The organism is Dactylosporangium sp. NPDC050588 (assembly GCF_040654975.1).
In the GTDB taxonomy this organism is placed as follows: Bacteria; Actinomycetota; Actinomycetes; order Mycobacteriales; family Micromonosporaceae; genus Dactylosporangium; species Dactylosporangium maewongense.
The window spans coordinates 134,523-158,625 of record NZ_JBFAJA010000013.1 but is presented as its reverse complement, the minus strand read 5'-3'; the positions used below and the strand labels follow the sequence as shown (position 1 = coordinate 158,625).

Annotated in this window: 14 protein-coding genes; 4 read left to right on the top strand and 10 right to left on the bottom strand. The window is 73.4% G+C overall.

Annotated elements, in window-relative coordinates; genetic code table 11:
- The 4 genes from AB0I21_RS11465 to AB0I21_RS11450 form a co-directional block, all read right to left on the bottom strand.
- A partial coding sequence (locus tag AB0I21_RS11465) for a hypothetical protein (protein WP_360560299.1) occupies nucleotides 1-2,325 on the bottom strand: 2,325 nt, incomplete at its 3' end.
- Nucleotides 2,322-5,324, bottom strand: coding sequence for an FtsX-like permease family protein (locus AB0I21_RS11460; protein ID WP_360560297.1), 3,003 nt, complete (start codon nucleotides 5,322-5,324; stop codon nucleotides 2,322-2,324). The genes AB0I21_RS11460 and AB0I21_RS11465, both read right to left, overlap by 4 nt.
- 170 nt (nucleotides 5,325-5,494) lie before the next feature.
- On the bottom strand, nucleotides 5,495-8,758 hold the full coding sequence (locus tag AB0I21_RS11455; RefSeq protein ID WP_360560296.1) for a GH92 family glycosyl hydrolase: 3,264 nt from the start codon (nucleotides 8,756-8,758) through the stop codon (nucleotides 5,495-5,497).
- 239 nt (nucleotides 8,759-8,997) lie between these two features.
- Nucleotides 8,998-11,643 carry a ricin-type beta-trefoil lectin domain protein gene (locus tag AB0I21_RS11450; RefSeq protein WP_360560294.1) on the bottom strand — a complete coding sequence of 882 codons (2,646 nt, stop codon included), beginning with the start codon at nucleotides 11,641-11,643 and terminating at the stop codon, nucleotides 8,998-9,000.
- 174 nt (nucleotides 11,644-11,817) lie between these two features.
- Between AB0I21_RS11450 and AB0I21_RS11445 the strand changes: the two genes are divergently transcribed.
- A complete protein-coding gene (locus AB0I21_RS11445) occupies nucleotides 11,818-12,165 on the top strand; it encodes a DUF1349 domain-containing protein (protein WP_360560292.1) in 348 nt (115 codons plus the stop codon).
- Between the two features lie 19 nt (nucleotides 12,166-12,184).
- On the opposite strand, the gene AB0I21_RS11440 is transcribed toward AB0I21_RS11445, so the two are convergent.
- Both AB0I21_RS11440 and AB0I21_RS11435 read right to left on the bottom strand, forming a co-directional pair.
- Nucleotides 12,185-14,752, bottom strand: coding sequence for an Hsp70 family protein (locus tag AB0I21_RS11440; RefSeq protein WP_360560290.1), 2,568 nt, complete (start codon nucleotides 14,750-14,752; stop codon nucleotides 12,185-12,187).
- A 22-nt stretch (nucleotides 14,753-14,774) separates the two neighbouring features.
- Complete coding sequence (locus AB0I21_RS11435) at nucleotides 14,775-15,419, bottom strand: DNA starvation/stationary phase protection protein (protein ID WP_360560288.1); 645 nt, start codon at nucleotides 15,417-15,419, stop codon at nucleotides 14,775-14,777.
- Between the two features lie 81 nt (nucleotides 15,420-15,500).
- Here AB0I21_RS11435 and AB0I21_RS11430 point away from each other — a divergent pair, with 81 nt between their 5' ends.
- Nucleotides 15,501-16,364 carry a hypothetical protein gene (locus AB0I21_RS11430; protein WP_360560287.1) on the top strand — a complete coding sequence of 288 codons (864 nt, stop codon included), beginning with the start codon at nucleotides 15,501-15,503 and terminating at the stop codon, nucleotides 16,362-16,364.
- Between the two features lie 8 nt (nucleotides 16,365-16,372).
- On the opposite strand, the gene AB0I21_RS11425 is transcribed toward AB0I21_RS11430, so the two are convergent.
- The gene (locus AB0I21_RS11425; protein WP_360560286.1) at nucleotides 16,373-18,745 is read right to left on the bottom strand and encodes a tetratricopeptide repeat protein; all 2,373 of its coding nucleotides are present in this window, start codon (nucleotides 18,743-18,745) and stop codon (nucleotides 16,373-16,375) included.
- A gap of 62 nt (nucleotides 18,746-18,807) precedes the next feature.
- Between AB0I21_RS11425 and AB0I21_RS11420 the strand changes: the two genes are divergently transcribed.
- The gene (locus AB0I21_RS11420; protein WP_360560284.1) at nucleotides 18,808-20,088 is read left to right on the top strand and encodes an adenosylmethionine--8-amino-7-oxononanoate transaminase; all 1,281 of its coding nucleotides are present in this window, start codon (nucleotides 18,808-18,810) and stop codon (nucleotides 20,086-20,088) included.
- Here AB0I21_RS11420 and AB0I21_RS11415 read toward each other — a convergent pair.
- On the bottom strand, nucleotides 20,085-21,458 hold the full coding sequence (locus tag AB0I21_RS11415; RefSeq protein WP_360560283.1) for a glycosyl hydrolase family 18 protein: 1,374 nt from the start codon (nucleotides 21,456-21,458) through the stop codon (nucleotides 20,085-20,087). The genes AB0I21_RS11420 and AB0I21_RS11415 overlap by 4 nt on opposite strands.
- Before the next feature lie 243 nt (nucleotides 21,459-21,701).
- Between AB0I21_RS11415 and AB0I21_RS11410 the strand changes: the two genes are divergently transcribed.
- Nucleotides 21,702-22,187 carry a transposase gene (locus AB0I21_RS11410; RefSeq protein WP_360560281.1) on the top strand — a complete coding sequence of 162 codons (486 nt, stop codon included), beginning with the start codon at nucleotides 21,702-21,704 and terminating at the stop codon, nucleotides 22,185-22,187.
- A 20-nt stretch (nucleotides 22,188-22,207) separates the two neighbouring features.
- Here the strand turns inward: AB0I21_RS11410 and fabG are convergent, their stop codons facing one another.
- Both fabG and AB0I21_RS11400 read right to left on the bottom strand, forming a co-directional pair.
- Complete coding sequence (fabG, locus tag AB0I21_RS11405; RefSeq protein ID WP_360560279.1) at nucleotides 22,208-22,939, bottom strand: 3-oxoacyl-ACP reductase FabG; 732 nt, start codon at nucleotides 22,937-22,939, stop codon at nucleotides 22,208-22,210.
- A 1-nt stretch (nucleotide 22,940) separates the two neighbouring features.
- Nucleotides 22,941-24,101 carry a thiolase family protein gene (locus AB0I21_RS11400; RefSeq protein WP_360560277.1) on the bottom strand — a complete coding sequence of 387 codons (1,161 nt, stop codon included), beginning with the start codon at nucleotides 24,099-24,101 and terminating at the stop codon, nucleotides 22,941-22,943.
- Nucleotides 24,102-24,103: the final 2 nt, after the last annotated feature.

Below are 24,103 nucleotides of genomic sequence, written 5' to 3'. Positions count from 1 at the left end.
TGGGTGAGGAAGTCGCTGGTGATGAGGGTGGTTTTGCCGGAGCCGGCGATGCCGGTGATGGCGGTGAGGACGAGCCCCGCCAGGCCCGGCGCCCGGCGCAGGGGAAGCCCCGCCAGGCTCGGGGCCCGGCACCGGGGAAGCTCCGCCAGGCGCAGGGGAGGTGACGCCGGGCGTGGAGGACGTGCCGCCCAGCCCGCGGAGGGTGACGCCGACGGTGATGCCGGTCGCGGTCTGACGGTCCGGGGCCAGCCGCAGCGCGACCAACCGGCAGCCGTCGGCGCAGACGGAGGTGCGCACGCGGACGGTGTACGGCCCGTCGGCCAGCACCCCGGCGGCGGCCGAGGTGGTGCCCCGGCCGGTGAGGGAGGCGAGCACCGCGAAGAGCCGCACCGGCTCCTCCGCCCGCGCGCCGGACACGTCGATGTCGATCGTGATCTCCTGCCCGGTCACGACGATCGGCGGCCGGGCCGGCGGGTGCAGCACCTGGGCGATCCGGTTCGCGTCGAGGTCGCCGTACTCCGGCAGCCACTCGACGACCGAGGGCAGCCGCGCGGAGTCGACGGCGAGCTTCGGCGGCTCACCGGGCGCCCCGCCGGGGACGTGCGCGACGGCCATCGCGAAGCGCCCGTCCGGATCCGCGGACCGGACGGCGTACAGCAGCTGCTGCCTGGACACGGGCACCACCGTCACGACCCGTGGCGCGCCGGTGGTGATCCGGGCGGCGAGGTCGCGGTCCTGCCCGGCGACGTCGGCGCCGCTCACCGCATAGCCGAGGACCGCGGTCGCGGTGACCAGCAGCAGGAGGATCCGGTGCGCGGCGGGGCGGCGGCCGAGGTGCAGCGCGGCGAGCGCGGTCCCGACCCGGCCACGGGCGAGGGCGGCGCGGCCCACCGCGGCGGCGGCCGGCCCGAGCAGGCGCGCGCCGGCGGCGGCGAGGGTGAGGATGCTCAGCGCCGGGGCGAGCATGCCGACGCCGGACAGCCGGCCGCCGGTCGCGAAGAGCTGTCCGACGGCGGCGGCGGCCAGCGCGCCCAGGACGACCTCGCCGACCGGGAAGCCCGGCGCCCGCCGGCGGACGCGGCGCAGCAGGTCGGAGACGGGGCTCAGCAGGTGCCGGCGTTGGGCGAGGGCCGCGACGAGGACGGCGCCGAGCGCGGCGGTCACCGCCGGCCACAGCGCGCCCGCGTCGAGCAGCGGCAGGCCGAGACCCGGGAACCGCCAGGCGACGAACCCGCCGATGGCGAGCTGCCCGGCGGCGTACCCGGCGACCGCACCGGCGGCGATTGCGGCGACGGATTCGCCGAGCGCGAGGGTCCACCGGTGCCACCATCGCGTCCCGCGCAGCGCGACGACGGCGAGCTCCGTGCGCCGGCCCTCGGCGCCGTAGTCGACCGCGAGGTACAGCGCCAGGTACGCCAGCAGCACCAGCGGCACCGCGCCGACGGGCACGGTCTGCCGGGCCAGGTCGCGACTGCGGTCGATGCGGTCGACGAGGTCCGGGATCCGGGTGGTGACGCCGAAACCGGCGCCGAGCCGGGCGGTGTCGTCCTTGAGCCGCGCCAGGCGGTCGCGCAGCGCCGCGCCGCCCGCCGGGTCGAACACGGAGGCGTCGGCGGTCGCGTCGAAGGAGACGTTGCTCATCGCGGGGTGCATCAGCTCGAACGTGGCGGCGTCGGTGAACACCGGCTCGGCGGCGCGGCCGAACGCGTCGAGGGCGAAGTAGTCGTGGCCGCCCCAGTACTCGTCGCGCGGCGCCGGCACGCGGTACACGCCGACGACGACCATCCGGACGGGCGCGCCGTCCGCGGTGTAGGCCGGGGCCCTGCCCTCCGGGTCGGGGTTGCTGACGGCATACGTCACGGTGACCTCGTCCCCGGCGCGGAGGCGGAGCCGGCGCGCGCTCTGCTCGCCGAGGAGCACCTCGCCGGAGCCGATGAGGCAGCGCCCGGCGACGACGGTCACGTGCGCGCAGACGTGCTGCCGGTAGGTGATCCAGGACGCCTCGCGCGGGCCGGGCTCGATGCCGACGGCGGGGAAGCGGGCGGAGTACACGTGGGTGAAGCCCGGCAGGTCGAGGAGGGTGTTGCCGACGTCGGCGAACTGGACCCGGCCGAGCCCTTCGCCGCTGTCGACGGTCGCGTTGAGCGAGACGGTCCGCTCGCCGGCCTCGGCTGCGGCGACCTCGCCACGGACCACGGCGGCGTCGACGGCCGCCAGGTAGGCGGGGACGGCGACAGCGGCGCCGACCGCGAGGAGCGACAGCACCGCGAGGGTGACCGCCTGCCCGCGCCGCGTCCGCAGCATCACCAGGATCAGCGTGATCATCGAGCACCTCTGATGGTTCGGGCCCATGACAGCAGCGCGCCGCACGACACCGCGCCGAGCACGGCGAGCGCGACGAGCCCGGCGGCCGCGAGGGCCACGGGCTGGGAAGGGTCGGGCGGCGCCAGGAGCCGCCAGTCGTCGATGAACGCGACCACCGGCGCGCCGACGGCCCGCTGCGCGACGACCGCGGCGAGGAGGCCGCCGGCGAGACCCACGCCGAGCAGGGCCGCCTGGCCGAGGAACCCGGCGCCGGCCGCGTCGCGTGCGGCGAGGCCCTGGTGGCGCATCGCCCGCAGCTCCTGGCCGCGGACCCGGCGCTCGGCGGTCACCGCGACCGTCGCCGCCACCGCGGCCAGCAGCAGGCCGGCGCCGGCGGTCAGCAGCCCGAAGCGGGCGGCGAGGGCGGGCCCGTGCCCGGCGAGCCGGTCCCGCCGTGCGGCGACGCTGTCGGCGCCGGTGACCTCGACCCCGGCGGCGGCGAGCCGGGCGGTGAGCGCGGCGACCTCCGCCCGGGACGTGCCCCCGGCCAGCCACACCTCCAGCCGGTCGCCGGAGGTGCCGGGGGCGCCGAGGGAGCGCTGCGCGGTGGCGAGGTCGACGAGCACACCCGAGGCGCCGAGCGACGGCAGCAGCGGGACGGTGCCGACGACCCGGACCGGCACGCCCAGCCCGCCGAACATTGTCAGCGCCGGGTCGCCGTCGACCCAGGCCTCCGGGGCGGGGCCGGCCAGGACGACCGGGACGGGCTGCGCGGAGTCGACCACCCACGCGTGGTTGTCACCGGCGCGCTGCCCCTTGGCGGGCTGCGGGATCCGCAAGGTCAGCACGCCGTCGCGGGCGGCGACGCTCATACCCGCGCCGGTGGTGGTGGCCCGCCAGAAGCGCGGGTCGCCGAGCCGCGCGGCGTCGAGCACCTCGCCGGCCGGTCCGTCCTGCCGCAGCCCGCGGACGACCAGCGCGGACGCCGCCGGCGCCGGCTCGGGCGCGCCATCGACGTCGGCCGGCCCGGCGAGGACCATGCCGAGGATCCGGCAGCCGGGCCGCTGCGCGCAGCCGGGCAGCGGCGCGGACACCTCCTGCTCGCCCGGGGGCAGCGGGCCGATCGGCACCGTGGTGACCGCGCCGGTCGCGGTGTGCTCCAGGCTCAGCACCAGCCGGACCGGGGCCGGCGAGTCGTTTCGGGCCGTCAGGGTGAGCGAGGTGCCGTCGACCGCGGGAAACGAGCCCTCGGCGCCGTCCAGGGCGTCCCTGGCGGCACCCGTGACGGCGGCGAGCCGGCGGACGTCGGCGGCGAGCACCGCAGGGGTGGCGGCGGTGTCGACGGCGACCGCCATCGCGGTCCTGCCGCCCGGGTCCGCCTGCCGGACCGCCCACAGCAGCGCGGTCCGGTTCGCGGCCCGCACCTGCAGCACCCGGTCCGCGCCGATCTCGACCGCGGCCCGGTCCGCCCGGGCGGTGCGGCCGGCGGCATAGCCCTGCGCCGCCAGCCCGGCCAGCGCGACGGCGACCGCGACCAGCGCGAAGATCCGCTCGATGCCGGGGCGGCGGTGGAACTGCAGCGCGGCCAGCCCGGCCCGCAGCCGGCCGGCCCGCAGCGCAGCCGTCCCGGCCCGCCCGGCGGACCCGGTGACCAGCCGTGCCAGCAGGATCGTGACGGCGAGGGCGACGAGAGCGGGGGCGGCCGCGCCGAGCCCGGACGGCCCGGCGCTGCGTGCCTGGTAGAGCGCCGCGCCGGCGAGGGCGAGCAGCAGCAGGTCGAGGATCCGCCCGGCCCGCCCCGAGCCTCGCTGCGGGCCGCGCCGCAGCAGCACGGCGACGGGGGTGCGCAGCGCCGGCAGCTCGGTCAGCGCGAGGATCCCGAGCCCGCCCGCGACGGCGGCGGCGACCGCGGTCGTGACGAGCCGCAGCGTCGCGGCCTGCTCCGTCGCCGGCACCGGCCCGCCCGCGGCGAGGCGCGCCCCGAGCCAGCCGAGGAGCAGGCCGAGCGGCAGCGCCGCCAGCATCGGCGCCAGGTGCTGGCCGGCGGCGAGGTGCACGATCCGGCGGCGGGTGCCGCCACGCAGCTTCAGCAGCGCCACGTCCGCCCGCCGGTCCTGCGCGGTGTGCCGGCCGACGACCGCGAGGGCCAGCCAGCACAGCATGATCGCCTGCAGCCAGCCGGCGAGGGCGCCCTCGCGGACCGCGGCCTTGTCCGCCGCGATGACGCCGAGCAGCTCCTCGCCGGGCGTGACGAGCTCGTAGCCGGCGCTGCGCAGCGTGTACCCGGTCTCGGCGAGGCTGTCGGCGAAGGAGCCCGGACCCGCGGCGAGCCGTGGCGGCACCAGTGTCGTGTAGACCGCGGTCGCGCCGTTGAACCGGACGCCGGCGAACGTGTCCCGCGCCGCGAACACCGGGTCCAGGGTCTCCTCGCCGGCCTCGATCCTCCCCGGGCCGAACAGCGGGTCCGCCCAGTAGACGCCGCCCGGGTCGAGCAGCTCGTACGTGCCGGTGACGCGCAGCGGCAGCTCGGGCGCCGACGGCTGGGTCCGGACCATCAGGTCCTGGCCGGCACCGATGCCGAGGGTCGCGGACGCGCGGCGGCTCAGCAGCACCTCGGACCCTTGCGCCGGGCACGCACCGGTGATCCGCAGCCGGTCGCAGACGCCGTCGCGGTACGCCACCGGGACCGTGCGACCGAAGCCACCGGTGCTGACCGTGAAGGGCTGGCGCAGCCCGAGGACCGGCTCGGCGTCGCGCAGCGGGAGCAGCCCTTCGACCTCGGTGCGGAAGGCGGCGAGCGCGGCGGCCGGGTCGCCGTCGGGGGGGATGCTGCGGCGCACCGACAGCAGCCGCTGCGCGGGCGGTGCCGAGGCGAGGTCGGCCGCGGCGGTCCGGGCGGCCGCGGCGGCGACGAACTGCGGCCCGGCGGCGGCGACCGCGCACAGCAGCGTGGTGAGGACCAGCACGGCGACGCTCTGCGCCACCCTGCGCCGTAACGCGCCGAGCACCAGCCGCAGCATCCGTCCCCCCGATCGCCGGCCGTCGATCACCGGCACATTACCGCCGCGGGCGACCGGATGGGAGAGCGCTTTCTCGATGATCAACGCCGGGCGCCGGTGATCACCGCCGGCCGGGACGCCGGAGGGCGGCCACCGCGACCGGTGACCGCCCTCCAGGACGCGTGCCGTGCTCAGCCGAGGAGCTCGAACTCCGCCAGCTGGGTCTCCGCGGCGCCGTGGTTGGCCGTGATCTGCAGCCGGTACCGCGAGTACGAGGTCCCGTTGCTGATCACGAACGCCCTGGTCTGCCGCCGGTCGACGAAGTCGATGTTGGTGCGGGTGTCGACCGTCGTCCAGGTGACGCCGTCGTTCGAGCCCTGCAGCGTCCAACTGCGAGGGTCGCGGCCGGGCACGTCGTCGGCGGAGGTCAGCGTGTACTGCTTGACCGTCGCCGACGCGGTGAGCTGGCAGGTGATCGTGGCGGTGGTCGCGAAGGCCAGCCACTTGGTCATCGACGTGTCGTCGACCAGCATCGCGCGGCCCTCGGCGGTGCCGTTCTCCGCGGTGGCGGTGACGGTGCTGCCGGTCGCCTTGTCCTTGAGCTGGACGGGGGCGGCCGTGCCGGTGGTGAGCGAGCCGGGGACGTCCGAGGCGCCGGTGCCCCACGACGACGGGTTCGGACCCATCACGAAGTTCAGCGTGCCGCCCGCGGTGAGGTCCGCGTGCGTCAGGTAGTTCTTCGTGTAGTTGACGCCGTTGAGGGTGGCGCTCTGGATGTAGCGGTTGGTGTCGCTGACGCCGGGCGCGTCGACCGTGAACGTCCGGCCGTTCTCCAGCGTCATCGTCGTCTTCGGGTGCAGCGGCGCGCCGATCGTGTAGTCGGTCGAGCCCATCCGCGCCGGGTAGAAGCCCATCGCGGAGAAGACGTACCAGGCGGACATCTCACCGTTGTCCTCGTCGCCGAGGTACCCGTTGCCGGTGCCGGCGCCCGAGTTGTAGAGCGTGGTCAGCACCTTGCGGACCTGGTTCTGCGTCTTCGCCGGGGTGCCGGCGTAGTTGTACATGTAGAGCATGTGGTGGATGGGCTCGTTGGAGTGCGCGTACTGGCCCATGTTCGTGTCGTACGCCTCGGACATCTCGTGGATCGTCCCGCCGTAGCAGCCGGGCAGGAAGTCCCGGGACGCGGCGAGCACCGAGTCGATCTTCGCCGAGAGCTGGGCCTTGCCGCCGTAGAGGTTGGCCATGCCGTTCGGGTCCTGCGGTGCGGCGGTCGCGTAGTGCCACGGCGCGCCCTCGGTGAACTCGCAGCCCCACTCGTTGGGCTTGAAGTTCGCGTCGGTGGTGCGCCACGCGCCGTTGCTCTGCTTGCCGCGGAAGAACCCGACGGACTGCGAGAACAGGTTGGTGTAGTCGAGGGCCTGGTTGCGGAAGTAGGCGGCGTCCTCGGTGTAGCCGAGCGCCTGCCCCATCTGCGCGATGCCGAAGTTGTTGGTCGCGTCCTCCAGGGTCCACGCCGCCGACTCACCGAGGACGTCGGTCGCCACGTACCCCTTGAACACCGACGTCTGGATCGCCTTGCGGCCCTTGTTGCCGGCGCCGGAGTAGGTGCTCGCGTTCTTCACCATCGACGCGTACGCCGCCTGGTAGTCGAAGTTGCGGACGCCCTTCACGTAGGCGTCGGCGAACGCCAGGTCCTGGTTGGTGCCGACCATGATGTCGATCGAGCCGGGCCCGGTCCAGCGCGGCGTCCAGCCGAAGTTCTTGTACGCGTTGACGATGCCGTCGAGCATCTCGCCGGTCCGCGTCGGCGTGAGCAGCGTGTACAACGGCCAGACCGCGCGGGACGTGTCCCAGAAGCCGTTGTTCACGTACATCTGGCCGTCGTGGATCGTGTTGTCGTAGGGGCTGTGGTACTTGCGGACCCCGCCGACCATCTCGGAGCGGTTGTTCGGGTACATGAACGAGCGGTACATGTTCGAGTAGAACGTGACCTGGTTGTCGCTGGTCGCACCCTCGATCCGGACCTTGCCGAGCGTGTTGTCCCAGACCGTCGCGGCCTCTTCGCGGACCGTGTCGAAGCTCTTGCCGCCGACCTCCTGGTTGAGGTTGGCGGTGGCCTGCGCGACGCTCATGAACGAGGTGCCGATCTTCAGGGTCACCTGCTCGTTGGCGGCGGTGGCGAAGCGGACCCAGCTGGTCGCGCCCTGGCCGGTGATGGTGCCCGAGGCGGCGATCGCCTTGTCCGTGGTCGCCGAGATGTACAGCGTCTGGCCGCGGTGGTTGATCGAGCCCTGGATCGTCCGGTTGGCGTTGTTGACGGTGAGCGAGCCGCTGGCGCTGTCGACGGTGTCGAACAGGATCACCGACTCCGCCGCCGACGGGAACGTGAAGCGCATGACGCCGGCGTGGTCGGTCGGCGCGATCTCCGCGGTGATGCCGTACGTGTCGAGCCGCGTCTTGTAGTAGTGCGCCTTCGCCACCTCGTTGGCGTGGGTGAAGGTCGACTTGCGCGAGTCCGGCGTCGACTTCACCGCGCCGGTCATCGGCATGACCTGCAGCTGCGCGTAGTCACCGATCCACGGGCTCGGCTCGTGGCTGATCGCGAAGCCCTGCACGGTCGTGGCCTTGTACTCGTACAGCCAGCTGTCGTTGTTGCCGTTGGTCACCGGGGTCCAGAAGTTGAAGCCGTTCGGGACCGTCGTGCCGGGGAACGTGTTGCCGCGCGAGTAGCTGAAGCTGGAGTTGGAGCCGCGGCGGGTGTCGACGTAGTCCGACAGCCGGGCCGCGGTGCCACCGTCGGCGCGGATCTGGATGTCGTCGAACCAGCCGCGGAACAACCCCGTGTTGAGCGGCTGGTCGTAGGCGACCATGATCCGGTCGATCGTCTTGCCGGCCCGGACGGCGCCGATGTTGGACGTGACGTAGTTCCAGGTGTCGAAGGACAGCACCGAGCCGTTGCCCTGGAACGTCGGGTGCACCCGCACACCGTGCTGGTCCACCGCGCCGGAGTCGCGCAGGTTGGTGCCGTCGGTGAACATCAGGTCGACCGCGACGTCGAGATGCCCGCCGGACTGGGGGTACACCCAGTAGGACAGCGTGCTGGCCGCGCCGACCGGGATGTCGACGTCGAAGACCCGGTTGTACGAGAAGGACGTCGTCGCGCTCAGGTCGTTGCCGGAGTACAGCAGCGCGGTCGTCCCGGTGTGGGCCGTTCCGGTGCCCGGGATGCTCTCCATGCCGGTCAGCGCGCAGCAGTAGCCGCCGACGCCGTTGCTGTTCTCGACGCTGTTGGTCCAGGTCGGCTGCGGCTCGCCGGCCTCGAAGCTGGTCGACCAGTCGCCGGCGGCGGCGGCCGCGGGCTCGGTGAACACGGTGGCGCTGATCAGGCTCGCGGCGAGGGCGGCCGCCGCGAACCAGGCGCGTCTGCGGGTGGTGCGGGGGCGGGGGAGTGTCATGCGGCAACCTGCCGTTTCGGTGAGGGTTGTCTCGCCGCTTCCGACATCGTTGTCAGCGCGCGTGCCAGCACCAGCCGTCGACGCTGGGGATGGCGTGCGCACGCCTGGCGGGGCGGCGCTTCTCAAGGGGGCGGGACGTTCACTACGGAGATTCGCGCCGATATCGAGTTTTGTCAACTCTTGACAAATCGCGATGGCGGGGGGCGGCGAACCGCCCCCCCCCGCCATATCCACGGTCGTTACTGCTTCAGGAACACCTGCGCGGCGCTGCCGTTGCAGTCCCAGAGCTGGAGCCGGGCCCCGTTGTTGGTGGAGCCGTTCGGGGAGTCCAGGCACCGGCCGGACTGCGGGTTGCGCAGCGAGCCGTTGGTCTGCGGCACCCACTGCTGGGCCCCGCCGCCGTTGCAGTCCCACAGCTGGATCAGGGTGCCGTTGGCGGTGCCGTTACCGGTCGCGTCCATGCACCGGTTGAGCGTGCGCAGCGCGGTGCCGTCCCACGCCCAGTGCTGGTCCACGGCGTAGGGCTGGCAGCCCCACAGCTGCACGGCGGCGCCGTTGCCACCCGTGTCGTCGGCGGCCACGTCGACGCACTGGCCGCCCGTGCCGTTGACGAACGTGGCGCCGGGAGAGCCGCCGCCCATGCGGAACACCTGCGCGCCGCTGCCGTTGCAGTCCCACAGCTGCAGCCGCGCGCCGTTGGCCGTGGAGCCGCTGGGGGAGTCCAGGCACCGGCCGGACTGCGGGTTGCGCAGCGAGCCGTTGGTCTGCGGCACCCACTGCTGGGCCCCGCCGCCGTTGCAGTCCCACAGCTGGATCAGGGTGCCGTTGGCGGTGCCGTTGCCCGTCGCGTCCAGGCAGCGGCCCAGCGTCTGCAGCGCGGTGCCGCTCCAGGACCAGTGCTGGTCGACGGCGCTGAGCTGGCAGTCCCACAGCTGCGCCGCGGAGCCGTTGCCGCCGGTGTCGTCGGCCGCGATGTCGACGCACTTGCCGCCGGGGCCGGTGACCGGCGCCCCGGGCGGCGGGCCGGCGGCGTTGAGCCGCTTCGAGGCCGCGATCATCTGCTGGTTCGCGGCGCGGATGCGGGCGCCGTCGTACTTGAGCACCTGCCGGTCGTAGGTCCAGAAGCCGTTGAACTCGCCCTCGACGTCGAACGGCTGGGTGTAGACCATCCCGGCCAGCCCGCGCGTGTAGACCAGGTTGAGCGCCTGGGCCTGGACGGCGACGTACCGGTCGGTGGCCGACGTCCCGTTCGGGTGCGTCTCGTAGGCGAAGTACCCGCCGTTCGGGCTGTACTCGTGCCCCGGGGAGCGCACGCCGAGGCCGCCGTACTCGCCGAGGACCGCCGTGCGGGTGCTGGTCGGCGTCGGGGAGTTGGGCCCGACGTACCAGTGCCAGTCCTGGATGTCGCCGTTGCCGGGGTCGCCCTTCGAGTTGCAGCAGTTGTAGCCGCTGTGCGCGTTGACGAGCCGGGTCGGGTCCTGGTTCTTGACGTTGTTCACCACGCGGGTCGTGTCGGCGAGGTTCCACTCGCCCCAGCCCTCGTTGAACGGCACGTACACGATCACCGCCGGCGACGACCGGTGCTCGTCGACGATCTGCCCGACCTCGGTCTCCCACTGCGCGTGCTGCGCCGCGGTGCCGGGCGCCTCGCCCATGCTCGGCATGTCCTGCCACACCAGCAGCCCGAGCCGGTCCGCGTGGTAGAACCAGCGCTGCGGCTCCACCTTGATGTGCTTGCGGACCATGTTGAAGCCGAGGTCCTTGATCTTCTGCAGGTCGCCGGCGAGTGCCGCGTCGGTCGGGGCCGTGTAGAGCCCGTCGGGCCAGAAGCCCTGGTCGAGCACGCCGGTCTGGAGCACGAACTGGCCGTTCAGCGTGGGCACGAGCTTGCCGTTGACCACGGCCTTGCCGACCTCACGCATGCCGAAGTAGTGCATGGTCTGGTCCACGGTCGCGCCGGCGCCGTTGCGCAGCGAGATCCGGAGGTTGTACAGGAAGGGGTCGTCCGGCGACCACCGCCGCGCGTTGGGCACCGGGACGGTGAAGTCCGTGAAGCCGCCGGTCGCGGTGCCGACCACGGTCGTGCCGTCCATCGCCTCGGCCAACACCGAGTGCCCGCTGACGTCGCCCCTGGTGAAGACCCGGATCCGCAACGTGTTGTTGGAGATGTTGGGGTACAGGTCGGCGCTGAAGATCGACGCCGTCGGCGTCGGCTCCATCCACACCGTCTGCCAGATGCCCGACGACGGCGTGTACATGATGCCGCCCGGGTTGCGCACCTGCTTGCCGCGGGCGATGTTGAGCCCGGGCGTGTCCGACGGGTCGTAGGCCCGCACGATCAGCTCGTTGGTGCCCCCGTTGAGCTGCGGCGTGATGTCGAACTCGAAGCGGTCGTAGCCGCCGGTGTGCCCGCCGACCTGCACGCCGTTGACCCACACCGTGGCCTGGTAGTCGACCGCGCCGAAGTGCAGCTGGACGCGGCGCCCGGCCCACCCGGCCGGCACCGTGAACGTGCGCCGGTAGAACAGGTACAGCCGGTTGTCGTTCGCGGGCCGCTTGATCCCGGAGAGCGCCGACTCCACGGGGAACGGGACGTTGACCCGCTCCGGCAGCGTCTGGCCGAAGACGGGGTTGTCGTTGGTGGTCGACTGGCGCAGCTGCCACTCACCGTTGAGGTTGAGCCAGTCCGGACGGGTCATCTGCGGCCGCGGGTACTCCGGCAGCGGCTGGCCGGCGAGCGCCTGGCTCGTCCACGGGGTGGTGAGGGGCGACGGCTGGGCCGGCGCGGCCCCCGCGGGCGGCGCGGCGGACACCGCCGTCCCGAGGCCGAGCACCGCGGCGAGGACTGTGGTGAGCAGCCTCCGCCGGTGACGTGATGCGGACATGAGTGTTCTCCTTGGCGGACGGAGTCCGACACCGCTGGCGGCAGGTATCGGTGGATGCTGATTTCGCATGTTAACGATGTCACACAGAAATCAACAGAACCGCTCAGGAAATAGACTCGATCCAACCCTTTGATCGGAGCCCGAACTAAGGGCCCGCGTAGCGTGGCAGGATGGATGACCTCGCGTTCGACGGTGTGCGCCGAGCTCGACCCCGAGGGCATCCCGCGCGTCGTCACCGTCGTGACCCGCGCCGGCGCCTCCGACGACGCCAACGGCTGGCCTTACGAAGGGTCCGGCGTCCACCTGCGGATCAGCCGGATGGGTCCGGTCTTCGCGCTGCACGCCTCCGGCGACGGCGTCACCTGGCAGCTGGCCCGCGTGTTCGCGATGCCTCTCGCGCCCGGTGCGCCGGTCGAGGCCGGGCTGCTGGTGCAGTCGCCCCGCGGGCCCGGCACGACGGCCGACTTCTCCGCCGTCAGGTTCGCCCGGACCCGCCTCGCCGACCTGCGCGACGGGTCCTGACCTCCGCGGGCGGACCCGCCTACTTGACGGTCACGTCCAGCTCGGCCACGTCGGTCGGCTTCCGGGCGTCACCCGCGATGTCGACCACGCGCAGCTTGTACGTGCCGGGCACGTACTTGAACTGGAAGCCGAGGTTGCGGGCGGGCGCTAGGTTCTCCGAGCCGGACGACATCGCCTCGTTCGGCGCGCTCTTCGGGGCGACCTCGGTGCCGTCGGGCAGGCCGAGCCGGAAGTGCTCCGCGCCCACGTACAGGCTGCTCTTGCCGTTGTAGCGGATGTCGAGCTTGCAGGTGAAGACCCGGTTGTCCTTCAGTGCCTGGCCGTTGTAGTCCAGGAAGCCGCCGCGCACGTCGCAGGTGGTGAACGTGACCTGCAGGTCGTGGATCGTGACCGACTTGTTCTGCAGCACGTTGACCGGCTCGTAGGCGACGACCTCGCCGCCGCCGAGCGGGATCTTGGCCTGGGCCTCCTTGCCGTCGCCGATGAGCAGCGTGCCGGTGCCGATGCTGGCCTTCAGCGGGTCGTACACGGCGAAGGACACGTGGAAGTTGCTCTTCTGGCCGCCGGAGACCTGCGACGTCTCCTTGAACCTGCCCGAGTACTCCTGGCCGTCGATCTGGAACGCCATCCGCACGCCGTAGGACTGCACGGTGTCGTCGCCGAGGTTCTCCATCTGGACCTCGGCGACCAGCGGGTCGTCGTCGGCGTCGGCCTCGTAGGTCATCTTGCCGAAGGTGAGCTTGACCTGGCCGTACCAGACGGCCTTGTTGATGTCGACGGTCTGCTGCTTCGCGCCCGGCTTGGCGTCCTTGGTGCTGGCCGGGCCGGCCCCGGTGGCGCCGCCGCCGGTGCCGCGGTTGCCGTTGCCGGTGCTGACGGTGGGGTTGTCGACGGGCTTGTCGTTGCTCACAGCCTGGTACGTGACGACGCCGCCGATGCCGAGCAGCAGCACGAGCGCGACCGCGATGCCGATGACGAGCCCTGGCTTGGCGCCGCTCGCCGGGCGCGGCGGGGGCGGGCCGAAGGGCGGCGCGCCGGGCGGGCCGCCGGGCGTCGCCGGACCGCCACCGTGACCGAACTGGGCGGTCGCCGGCGCCTGGCTGCCGAACGCGGCTCCGGCCATGGCACCACCACCGGGCGCGACGAAGCCCTGCGGGCCGCCGGGCGCGACGAAGCCCTGCTGGCCACCGGGAGGCGCGAAGCCCGGGTGGCCGCCGGGGGCGTTCAGGGGCGGGGCGCTCGCGGGCGGGCCGCTGGACGGCGGGCCGCTCTGCGGGAGGATGTTCGGCGGGGCCGAGACGGGGGCGCCGGACGCCGGCGGGAGGCCACCGATCCAGGTGGGCGGCGACGAGGGCGACGCGGCCGGCGACATCGGGCCCGTCAGGGGCGCGGACACCGGCGCGGCGGGTCCGGAGACGGGCACGGCACCCATCGGCGCACCCATGCCCGGCAGGCGCGGCCCGGTCTGCGGGCCCGAGACGGCCCCCGCGACCGGCCCGGGGCGGCTCGGCATCGCGGCGATCGCGCTGCCCAGGGCCACCACCAGCTCCGGCTGCTCGATGATCGTGGGGGCGACGCCGAGCCGCTGGTGCAGCAGCGTGCTGACCATCGGGATGCGGCTCGACCCGCCGACCAGGAACAGTCCGGCGATCTGGTCGGTGCGCACGCCGGCGCGCTGGAGCGTGTTGGCGGTCAGGTCGACGGTGCGCTGCAGGTAGGGCCGTGACACCTGCTCGAACTCGGCCCGCGTGACGTGCAGGTCGACCTCGAACAGCGGCACGTGCACGCCCGCCGACGAGGTGCGCGACAGCTGCTCCTTGGCGGTGCGCACGTCCTCGCGGAGCAGGAAGCTGCGCCGCCGGGAGATGTCGTCGGTGGGGTCGGTGAGCTGCCGCCACTGCTCGGCGTTGCCCATCGCCAGGCTCTGCCCGACGTCGGCGAGCAGGGCCGCGTCGAGGTCGACGCCGCCGACGTCGGGCAGGCCGTCGCTGGCGAGGACGTCCCAGCCGCCGTCGGGCCGCCGGCGCAGGACGGAGGTGTCGAACGTGCCGCCGCCGAAGTCGTACACCACCAGGACGCCGCCGGGAGCGATCTGCCGCCCCATGACGGTGGTGAAGTAGGCGGCGGCCGCGATCGGCTCGGGCACGAGGATCGGGGCGGGCATGCCGGCGCGCGCGGCGGCGTCGGCCAGGACGGACCGGCGGTGGGTCGCCCAGTTGGCCGGATAGGTGAGCACGGTGCGCACAGGCATGATGCCGAGCACCCGCGACGCCTCGTCGGCGGTGCGCCGCAGGACGGCCGCGAGCAGGTCCGACACCGGATAGTCGCGGGGGCCGAGCAGCACCGTGCCGTCGTCGATGCGGCGCTTCGGGTTGGGCTCGAAGCGGCTCGGGTCCAGGCGGGCGCTGCGCTCGGCGTCCTTGCCGGTGAGCAGGTGCCCGTCGACCTCCGCGAACACCGACGACGGCAGCAGGAAGCTCGCGTCGAAGAGCAGGGGCTGGCTGCGACCGTCGGCAGCGGTCAGCGCCGCAACCGTGTGGGTGGTCCCCAGGTCGACGCCCAACTGCGAGTCGGATTGCCTCGTCACGTCGACACGGTATCTCCTTCCATCAACGCCTGGTCCTGGCGGCTTCCTCCGTCCGGACGAGCGGGGTGTCGACGAGGTGCTCGGCCAGGAACCAGGCCTGCAGCTCGCCGGTGCGGATCACCGCGGAGACCAGCATGTCGTTGGTGCCGTCGTCGCCCATCGCGCCCGTCTTCGCCGCCGCGTCGTGCGCCTCGGTCAGGATCATCTCGTGCGCCTCGAGCAGGCGCGACAGCATCGCCGGCACCTCCTCGGCCCCGTCCGGCGGCCGCGGCACCCGGGTGAGCTCCGCGACGTGCCGCGGGTCGCCGACCGCGATGCCGCCCAGGGTCTGCACCCGCTCGGCGACCGCGTCGACGAGCTCCAGCTGCTCACCGGCGTGCTTGTCGAGCAGCAGGTGCAGCTGGTAGAAGGTCGGGCCGCGCATCAGCCAGTGGTGCTTCTTGTAGAGCGCGAACAGGATCTGGGTGTCGGCGAGGATCTGGTTGAGCCGCTCGCAGGAGTACATCCGGGTCTCCGCAGACAGCGCGACCGGGAACTGCCGTACGGTGCCGAACCGCTGGATCTCGGTGCTCTGCTGGTGCAGCCAGGGCTGGCTGCCTTTCTTCTTCGAAGCTGCCTGCGTGCTGGTTTTCGCCGTGGCTGGCGTGGTGGTTTTCGCTGGTGGCATGGTGGCGCTCTGCCCACCGCCGCCGGGGGCAACCTCACCCGAGGGCGGAACCGGAGGGTGGCCCGGTGCGTCAGAGCCGGTATGACACAGCTGCGCGTGCTCGCCGCCACCCTGGCGCTTCCCCTGTTCATGGCCGTCGGCTGCGGCGCCGAACCGGCCGGTGGCGGCACCTCGGCGGGCTCGTACGGCGCCGACGACCTCGTCCTGCGCGTCGACGTCTCCGGCGGGCTGGTCCCGGTCGCGATGACCGTCACGGAGGTGCCGACGCTGAGCGTGTATGGCGACGGCCGGGTCGTCACCAACGGGCCCGTGATCGAGATCTATCCCGGCCCCGCCCTGCCGAATGTGCAGCTGCAGCGGATCAGCACCGCCGACGTGGCGAAGCTGGTCGACCGGGCGGTCGACGCGGGCGTGGGCAAGCAGGCCGACTTCGGCATGCCCAACGTGGCCGACGCGCCCACCACGCACATCATGGTCCGCACCGCCGCCGGCGAGCAGGTCAGTGACGTCCCGGCGCTCGGCATCGGCGAGGACGAGCTGTCCGGCCCGCAGCGCGCCGCCCGGGACCGGCTCAAGCGCCTCGTGGAGGCGCTCACCGACCTGCCGTCGACGCTGGGCAAGGGCGCGGTGTCGGAGTCGGCGGCGTATCCGGCGGCGGGCGTCGCGGCCGTCGCCGTCCAGTGGACCGAGGCGGGCGGTGACGAGGGCCTGCCGCCGCAGGCGCCGGTGGCGTGGCCGGGTCCGGCGCTGCCCGGCGAGCCGGTCGCGGACCGGCCGGGGGTGCACTGCGTGAGCGCCACCGACGGGCAGGGCGCCCAGATCCTGGCCGCCGCCGGGAAGGCCAACTCCCGGACCCCGTGGTCGTCGGCCGGCTCGAACTGGCAGGTGACGTTCCGCCCGCTGCTGCCGGGCGAGGCCGGCTGCGCCGACCTGACCCACCGCTGAGCCGGGCGCTAGGCCACCCGGGCGCGGACCTGGTCGGCGTCGGGGTGGCCGAGGTCCTCGAGGATGGCGAGGGCGGCGAGCCAGCAGGCGCGGGCCTCCGCGTCGGCGCCCGCCGCCCGGTGCAGGTCGCCCAGGTGGGTCTGGGTCTCCGACTCGCCGTAGCGGTCGCCGATCTCCCGCCACAGCTCCAGGGCCTGCCGGTAGCACTCGACGGCCGGCTCGTGCTCGCCGAGCTGGTGGTGGATGAAGCCGATGCTGTCCCAGCTGTAGGCCTCGCCGGTGCGGTCCCCGATCCGCTGCTGCAGCTCGAGGGCCTGATGGCAGTGGTCGAGGGCCTCCCGGTGCTCGCCTGACGCGGCGTACAACCAGCCGAGGTTCGCCAGCGCCGAGCCCTGCCCCGCCTGGTCGCCGGTGGCGCGCAGGAGGTCGAGGGAGCGCAGCAGGTGCCCGATCGCGTCGCGGGGGCGGGCCTGCCGGTCGGCGATGAAGCCGAGGTTGCCGTGGACGCGGGCCCGGCCGGCGTCGTCGCCGACGTGCCCGTACCGGTCGAGGGCCAGCTCCAGGTGGGTGGTGGCGGCGTCGTAGTCGCCCATCCGGATGCAGGCCCGCCCGAGCTGGTGGGCGCTGACCGCCTCGCCCGCGACGTCGCCGGCCCGCCGCGCGGACGCCAGGGCGACCCGCTGCGCGGCGAGCAGGTCCGGCCAGTGGCCGCGCCGGTCGAGGTGGTCCACGAGCGTCCACGCGAGCCGCCACGCGTGGCCGTCGTGGCCGGTGGCGGCGGCCTCCCGGACGGCGGCGAGGAGTGTGTGATGCTCCACGGCGAACCAGGCGAGCGCCTGCGCCTCCGTGCCGGGCGCGGCGGCGGCGGGCAGGCCCGGCAGCGGCGTGCGGTGCGGGTCGAGCAGCAGCGCCGCGGTGTGCGCGGTGTGCAGGGAGTGCTCCAGGAGCCGCACCGTGGCGGCGTCCCGGTCGGCCGGGTCGTCGAGGGTGCCGGACAGCTCGGCGGCGTACGCGCGGAGGAGGTCGTGCGCGACGAACCGGCCGGGCGCGTGCTCGGTGAGCAGGCTCGCGTGGGTGAGCTCGGCGAGGGCCCGCCACGCGCCGGCCGGCTCCCCGTGGACCTCGCCGAGCAGCGCGGCCGCGGCGTCCCGGCCCACGTCGGGGCCGGGGGCGAGGGAGAGCCGCCGGAAGAGCGTGGCGGCGGGGGCGCTCAGCCGCTGGTACGACCAGTCGAACACCGGCCGCACGCCGGCGTCGTGCAGCACCCGCTCGGTCCGCAGCTCGTGCGCGAGGACGCCGAGCGGCAGGTCCGGGTGCGCGGCGGCGCGGGCGGCCACGATCACCAGCGCGAGAGGCAGCCGGGCGCAGGTGGCGGCGATCGCGTCGACGGCGGCGGACTCGGCCTCGACGCGGGCGGCGCCGATCCGGGTGGCGAACAGCCGCCGGGTCTCCCCGGCGGTGAGCAGGTCGAGGGTGACGGGCACGGCGCTGTCGGTGGCGACCAGCCCGGCGAGCTGGTTGCGGCTGGTGACCAGGGCGAGGCTGCCGGAGCTGCCGGGCAGCAGCGGCCGGACCTGCTCCGCGTGGGCGGCGTTGTCGAGCACGACGAGGACCCGGCGGCCGGTCAGGAGGCTGCGGAAGAGCCCGATCCTCGCGTCCAGCTCCGCCGGGACCTGGTCGGGCGTGACGCCGAGGGCGGTGAGGAACGCCCGGAGCGCCTCGTCCGCGGTCACCTCCGCGCCCGCGCCGAACCCCCGCAGGTTCACGTACAGCTGGCCGTCCGGGAACCGCTCGATGACCCGGTGCGCCCAGTGCACCGCGAGCGCGGTCTTGCCGACCCCCGCGGTGCCGATGACGACGACGGTGCCGCCCTCGGTAGCCCCGTTGACGGCCGCGTCGAGCCGCGCGATCGCCGCGGCCCGCCCGGTGAAGGCGTCCGGCGCGGCCGGCAGCTGGTGCGGCACGGACGGGTCGGCGGCCTGCGCCGCCGGGCCCGGCCCGTCGGTGCGGGCATGCTCTTCGACGCGGTCGCGGGCGTCGGTGCGGGCGTGTTCCTCGACGCGGTCGCGGGCGTCGGCCCGGGCGTGCTCCTCGACGCGGTCACGGGCGTCGGCGAGCGCGCCGAGCTCCTCCGGCGCCACGTCGAGCAGCTGGACGAGCTCGTCGAAGCGGTCCGCCGGTGGGACGATCTTGCCGGTCAGGTAGCCGCCGATGCTGCCGTGGGACCAGCCGGTGCGGCCCGCGAGCTCGCGATAGGTCAGCGGTGGCTCGCCCCGCCGCCGGGCCTGCCGCCGGCGCAGGTGCCGTAAGAGCTCGGCGAGCTCGTCGACGCTCTCGACCCTCGACGCGGTCGCCAGGACCGCCGCGCTGTCGCTGTCCATGATGGAGCGGCAGGATACCAACCCGGCACCAGTCCTCCGGCCGGCGTCGATAGGGTCGCTGCATGCGTGTCGAGGAGCTGCTGGCGTTGGACCGGGCGCACGTCTGGCACCCGTACGGGCCGATGCCCGGGCGGAGCGCCCCGCTCGTCGCGGCCTCGGCGGAGGGGGTGCGGATCCGCCTGGCGGAGCCGTTCGAGGGCCACGACGAGCTGGTCGACGGGATGGCGTCGTGGTGGTCGGCGATCCACGGGTACCGGCACCCGGTCCTCGACGCGGCCGCGCTGGGGCAGCTCGGCCGGATGAGCCACGTGATGTTCGGCGGGTTCACGCACGAGCCGGCGGTCTCGCTCGCGGCGCGCCTCGTCGAGCTGACGCCGGAGCCGCTGCGGCACGTGTTCTTCAGCGACTCGGGGTCGGTGTCGGTCGAGGTCGCGGTGAAGATGTGCCTGCAGTACCAGCGTTCGCTGGGCCGCCCCGCGAAGCGCCGGCTGCTGACCTGGCGCGGCGGGTACCACGGCGACACCTTCCACCCGATGTCGGTCTGCGACCCCGACGGCGGGATGCACAGCCTGTGGACGGGGGTGCTGCCGGCGCAGGTGTTCGCGCCGGAGCCGCCGGCGGCGTTCGACCCGGCCTACGCGGCGGCGCTGACCGCGCTCATCCACGAGCACGCGCACGAGCTCGCGGCGGTGATCGTCGAGCCGGTCGTGCAGGGCGCCGGCGGGATGCGCTTCCACGCGCCGGAGTACCTGCGGGTGCTGCGGGACGCGACCCGCGACGCGGACGTCCTGCTGATCTTCGACGAGATCGCGACCGGGTTCGGCCGCACCGGCGCGCTGTTCGCCGCCGACCACGCCGGGGTCTCGCCCGACGTGATGTGCCTGGGCAAGGCGCTCACCGGTGGGTACCTGTCGCTCGCCGCGACCCTGTGCACCGCCGAGGTCGCCGACGGCATCTCGCAGGGGAGCGTGCCGGTCCTGGCGCACGGCCCCACGTTCATGGCCAACCCGCTGGCCTGCGCGGTCGCCGGGGCGTCGGTGGACCTGCTCCTCGGCGGCGACTGGCAGGGCGACGTGAAGCGGATCGAGACGGTGCTCTCCTCCGGTCTGGAGGAGGCCCGCGAGATGCCGGGTGTCGCCGATGTACGGGTCCTCGGCGGGATCGGTGTCGTCCAGCTCGACCACGAGGTGGACATGGTGGCGGCGACGCGGGCGGCCGCAGCGCACGGGGTGTGGCTGCGGCCGTTCCGCGATCTGATCTACACGATGCCGCCGTACGTGACGACCGCTGCCGATCTGTCGCTCATCGCGGCGGGCGTCGTGGCGGCGGCTGCCGCCGGTTAGCGGCCCTGCAGCGACTTCACGTTGTCGCCGAAGGACCAGCCCTTCGAGCCGTCCCAGTTGATCGACCAGGTCATCAGGCCCTTGAGCTGGGTGTTGTACGCCTGTGACACCAGCGACGGGCTCATGTAGCCGCCACCCGCACCGGTCTGGGCGGGCAGGCCGGGGACCTGCTTGTCGTAGGGCACCCGGATCGTGACGCCCTGGATGGTGAGGCCGCTGTTGAGGCAGTTCGTCTGCACCTGGAAGCCCTGCACGGTGCCGGCCGAGTAGGAGTCACCGGCGCAGCCGTACATGCTGCCGTTGTAGTACTGCATGTTCAGCCACCACAGCCGGCCGTTGTCGACGTACTTCTTGATGATCGGCAGGTACGAGCCCCAGATCGAGCCGTAGGTGACGCTGCCGCCGGTCACGTACGCCGTCTCCGGCGCCATCGTCAGGCCGAAGTTCGACGGCATCTGCGCGAGCACGCCGTCGATGATCCGGATCAGGTTCGCCTGCGACGTCGACAGCGTGTTGATGTTGCCGCTGCCGGTGAGCCCGGTCTCGATGTCGATGTCGATGCCGTCGAAGTTGTAGGTCTTGAGGATCGGCACGATCGTCGCGACGAACCGGTCGGCGACGGCGCTGGAGCTCAGGTCGATGCCGGCCGCCGCACCACCGATCGACATGAGGATCGTCGCGCCGGCGGCCTTCGCCGCGCACATCTCGGCGGGCGTGGACACCTTGACGCCGGCGTCCATGCCGTCCTCCCACAGCACGGTGCCGTCGGACCGGATCACGGGGAATGCGGCGTTGATGACGTTGTACCCGTGCTGCTTGATCCGCGCGTCGGTGATCGGGACCCAGCCCATGCCCGGGTGCACGCCGTTCGAGGCGCCGTCCCAGTTCTCCCAGTAGCCCTGCAGGACCTTCCCGGCGGGCCGCGACTTCACCGCGCAGGTGCTGCCGCCCGGCGACGTCGACGTGGACGGGCTGCTGCTCGGGCTCTTGCTCGCGCTCGGGCTGGTGCTGGGGCTCCGGCTGGCGCTGGGGCTGGTGCTGGGGCTCCTGCTCGCGCTCGGGCTTGTGCTGGGCGTGCCGCCGGTGCACGCGCCGAGGTCCTTCCACAGCGACGGGGTCGACGCCGGGTTCCAGCCCGCACCCACGTACGCGGTGTGCGTGACCAGCGCCTGGTACAGCTTGCCGCCGTAGGTGACCTGCGTGCCGGCCGTGTAGGTGTTGCCCTCCGCCCACGCGGGCGCCGAGCACGCGACGGCGGCGGCGGCGTTGCTGGCGGCCTCCGCCTGGGTGACGGTGGCCATGACCATGCCCGCCACTAGCGTCACCGCCGCGCCGGCAATCAGGGCAAATGTTCGACGTTGCGCTCTCATAGCGAGCCCTCCACATCGATGGGATCGATGGGCAGGGACTGTATCAGTTAAGTTTCTTTCACAAAAGAAGTACCTCTATGTGCGCAGGTCGTAGCGTTGCGCTCTTTAAGGTTCTGTTACGTTACGGGCCGGCTAAGGCGTGTTTGGTAAGCCGGCTCCACGTCGGCGTGGCGGTAGTCGATAGACGGCGAGGTCTCCGGTAAGTGGGTTGGCGACCGAGCAAACCTTCATACCGGAGACCTCGTGGCCGGCGTCGCGGTGGCGAGGCGGCGTGACCTCAGCGACGCGCGGTGGGCGGTTCTGGCCGTGGAGCTGCCTGCGGTGTCGGTGCGTGGGCGGCCGCCGAAGTGGAGCAGACGGCAGTTGATCGACGGGATCCGGTGGCGGATCCGGGTGCCGCGCCTCGGTGGCGGCCGGCCGCGGACTCGCCCGGACCGGGTCTTGGCCGACAAGGCAGACGCCGGGAAGGCGAACCGTGCCTACCTGCGTCGGCGCGGTATCCGGGCGACGATCCCGATCAAGGCCGACCATGCCGCGAACCGGCGCAAGCTCGGGTCGAAGGGCGGTCGCCCACCGGCCTTCGACCCGGAGCTCCACAAGCAGCGTCATGCGGTGGAGTGCGGCATCAACCAGCTGAAACGCAACCGCGGCATGGCCACCCGCTTCGAGAAGTGGGCGGTGCGCTACCAGGCCACCGTCACCATCGCCGCGATCAACGAATGGCTCTGACCCCAGTGACCAAACACGCCTTAGCGGGCGCCGCCGTTGACGTAGAGGGTCTGGCCGGAGACGTAGGAGGCCTCGTCGCTGGCGAGGAACGCGATCACGGCGGCGACCTCCTCCGGCTGGCCGACCCGGCGCAGCGGGGTGCGGGCGGCGACCTCCTTCTGGTGGTCCTCCGGGGTGCTGCCGACGCGGGACGCGGTGGCGGCGGTCATCGGCGTGGCGATGTAGCCGGGCGCGACGGCGTTGACGGTGATGTTGTACGGGCCGAGCTCGATCGCCAGGGTCGCGGTGAGGCCCTGGACGCCGGCCTTGGCCGCGGCGTAGTTGGCCTGGCCGCGGTTGCCGAGCGCGGAGCGGCTGCTGAGGTTGACGATGCGGCCGGAGCGGGCCGGCACCATGTGCCGCTGCGCGGCGTGGCAGCACAGGAACATGCTGGTCAGGTTGGTGGTGAGGACCGCTTCCCACTCCTCGAACGGCATCTTGAAGAGCAGGTTGTCGCGGGTGATGCCGGCGTTGTTGACGAGGATGTCGAGCGAGCCGAGGTCCTCGACGACGCGGTCGAAGGTGCGGTCGACCGCGCCCTGGTCGGTGACGTCGCAGGAGTACGCGGTGCCGACGCCGTCGGGGACGCGGGACGCGTCCAGGTCGAGCAGCGCGACGCGGGCGCCCTGGGCGGCGAGCAGGCGGGCCGTCGCCAGGCCGATGCCCTGCGCGGCCCCGGTCACCAGAGCGACCTTTCCGTTGAATCGCGACATGTCAGTTCTCCACGAGGACGGCGGAACCCTGCCCGACGCCGACGCACATGGTGGCGAGGCCGCGGGTGGCGCCGGTACGGCGCATGCGGTGCAGCAGGGTGGTCAGGATGCGGGCGCCGGAGCAGCCCAGCGGGTGGCCGAGGGCGATCGCGCCGCCGGACGGGTTGACCAGGTCGGGATCGAGCCCCAGCTGGTCGGTGACGGCGAGCGCCTGCGCGGCGAAGGCCTCGTTGAGCTCGGCGGACTGCACGTCGCCGAGCTTCCAGCCGCTGCGGGCGAGAACCCGGGCGGTGGCGGGGACGGGGCCGATGCCCATCACGTCGGGGTGCACGCCGGCGGAGGCGCCGGCGACGTAGCGGCCGAGCGGCTCCAGGCCGAGCTCGCCCAGCGCCTCCTCGCTGACCAGGAGCAGGCCGGCGGCGCCGTCGTTGAGCGGGGAGGAGTTGCCGGCGGTGACCGTGCCGCCCGCCTTGAAGACCGGCTTCAGGTTGCCGAGCTTGGCGAGGCTGGTGTCGGCGCGGATGCCTTCGTCTGAAACGACCCCGTCGACGGGGATGATCTCGTCGGCGAAGTCGCCGGCGTCCCGGGCGAGAGCGGCGAGCTGGTGGCTGCGCAGCGCGAACGCGTCCTGCCGGTCGCGGGACACGTGGTAGCGGGCGGCGACCTCCTCGGCGGTCTCGCCCATGCTCAGGACGCCGTGCAGGTCCTTCATGAGCGGGTTGGTGAGGCGCCACCCGAGGCGGGTGTCGGCGAGGGCTATCGCGTGCGGCAGCGCGTCGTCGGGCCGGGGGAGCACGAACGGCGCCCTGCTCATCGACTCGGACCCGCCGGCGACGACCACGTCGGCCTCCCCGGCGGCGATGGTGCGGGCGGCGACGGTCACCGCCTCCATGCCGGACGCGCACAGCCGGTTGACGGTCGCGCCGGGCACCGACTCGGGCAGCCCGGCGAGCAGCACGGCCATGCGGGCGACGTTGCGGTTGTCCTCGCCGGCCTGGTTGGCGGCGCCCCAGTAGACCTCGTCGACGCGGGCGGGGTCGATGCCCTCGACCAGCGTCCGGATCACGGTGGCGGCGAGGTCGTCGGGGCGGACATGGCTGAGGCCGCCGCGCAGCTTCCCGATGGGGGTCCGCCGCGCGGCGGCGAAGTAGACGGCACGCATGC

Excerpts from the sequence above, each read along its gene's own strand:
- AB0I21_RS11460 (WP_360560297.1), bottom strand. The coding sequence starts at position 5,324 with ATGCTGCGGCTGGTGCTCGGCGCGTTACGGCGCAGGGTGGCGCAGAGC.
- AB0I21_RS11455 (WP_360560296.1), bottom strand. The coding sequence starts at position 8,758 with ATGACACTCCCCCGCCCCCGCACCACCCGCAGACGCGCCTGGTTCGCG.
- AB0I21_RS11450 (WP_360560294.1), bottom strand. The coding sequence starts at position 11,643 with ATGTCCGCATCACGTCACCGGCGGAGGCTGCTCACCACAGTCCTCGCC.
- AB0I21_RS11445 (WP_360560292.1), top strand. The coding sequence starts at position 11,818 with ATGACCTCGCGTTCGACGGTGTGCGCCGAGCTCGACCCCGAGGGCATC.
- AB0I21_RS11435 (WP_360560288.1), bottom strand. The coding sequence starts at position 15,419 with ATGCCACCAGCGAAAACCACCACGCCAGCCACGGCGAAAACCAGCACG.
- AB0I21_RS11430 (WP_360560287.1), top strand. The coding sequence starts at position 15,501 with ATGACACAGCTGCGCGTGCTCGCCGCCACCCTGGCGCTTCCCCTGTTC.
- AB0I21_RS11425 (WP_360560286.1), bottom strand. The coding sequence starts at position 18,745 with ATGGACAGCGACAGCGCGGCGGTCCTGGCGACCGCGTCGAGGGTCGAG.
- AB0I21_RS11420 (WP_360560284.1), top strand. The coding sequence starts at position 18,808 with ATGCGTGTCGAGGAGCTGCTGGCGTTGGACCGGGCGCACGTCTGGCAC.
- AB0I21_RS11415 (WP_360560283.1), bottom strand. The coding sequence starts at position 21,458 with ATGAGAGCGCAACGTCGAACATTTGCCCTGATTGCCGGCGCGGCGGTG.
- fabG (WP_360560279.1), bottom strand. The coding sequence starts at position 22,939 with ATGTCGCGATTCAACGGAAAGGTCGCTCTGGTGACCGGGGCCGCGCAG.
- AB0I21_RS11400 (WP_360560277.1), bottom strand. The coding sequence starts at position 24,101 with ATGCGTGCCGTCTACTTCGCCGCCGCGCGGCGGACCCCCATCGGGAAG.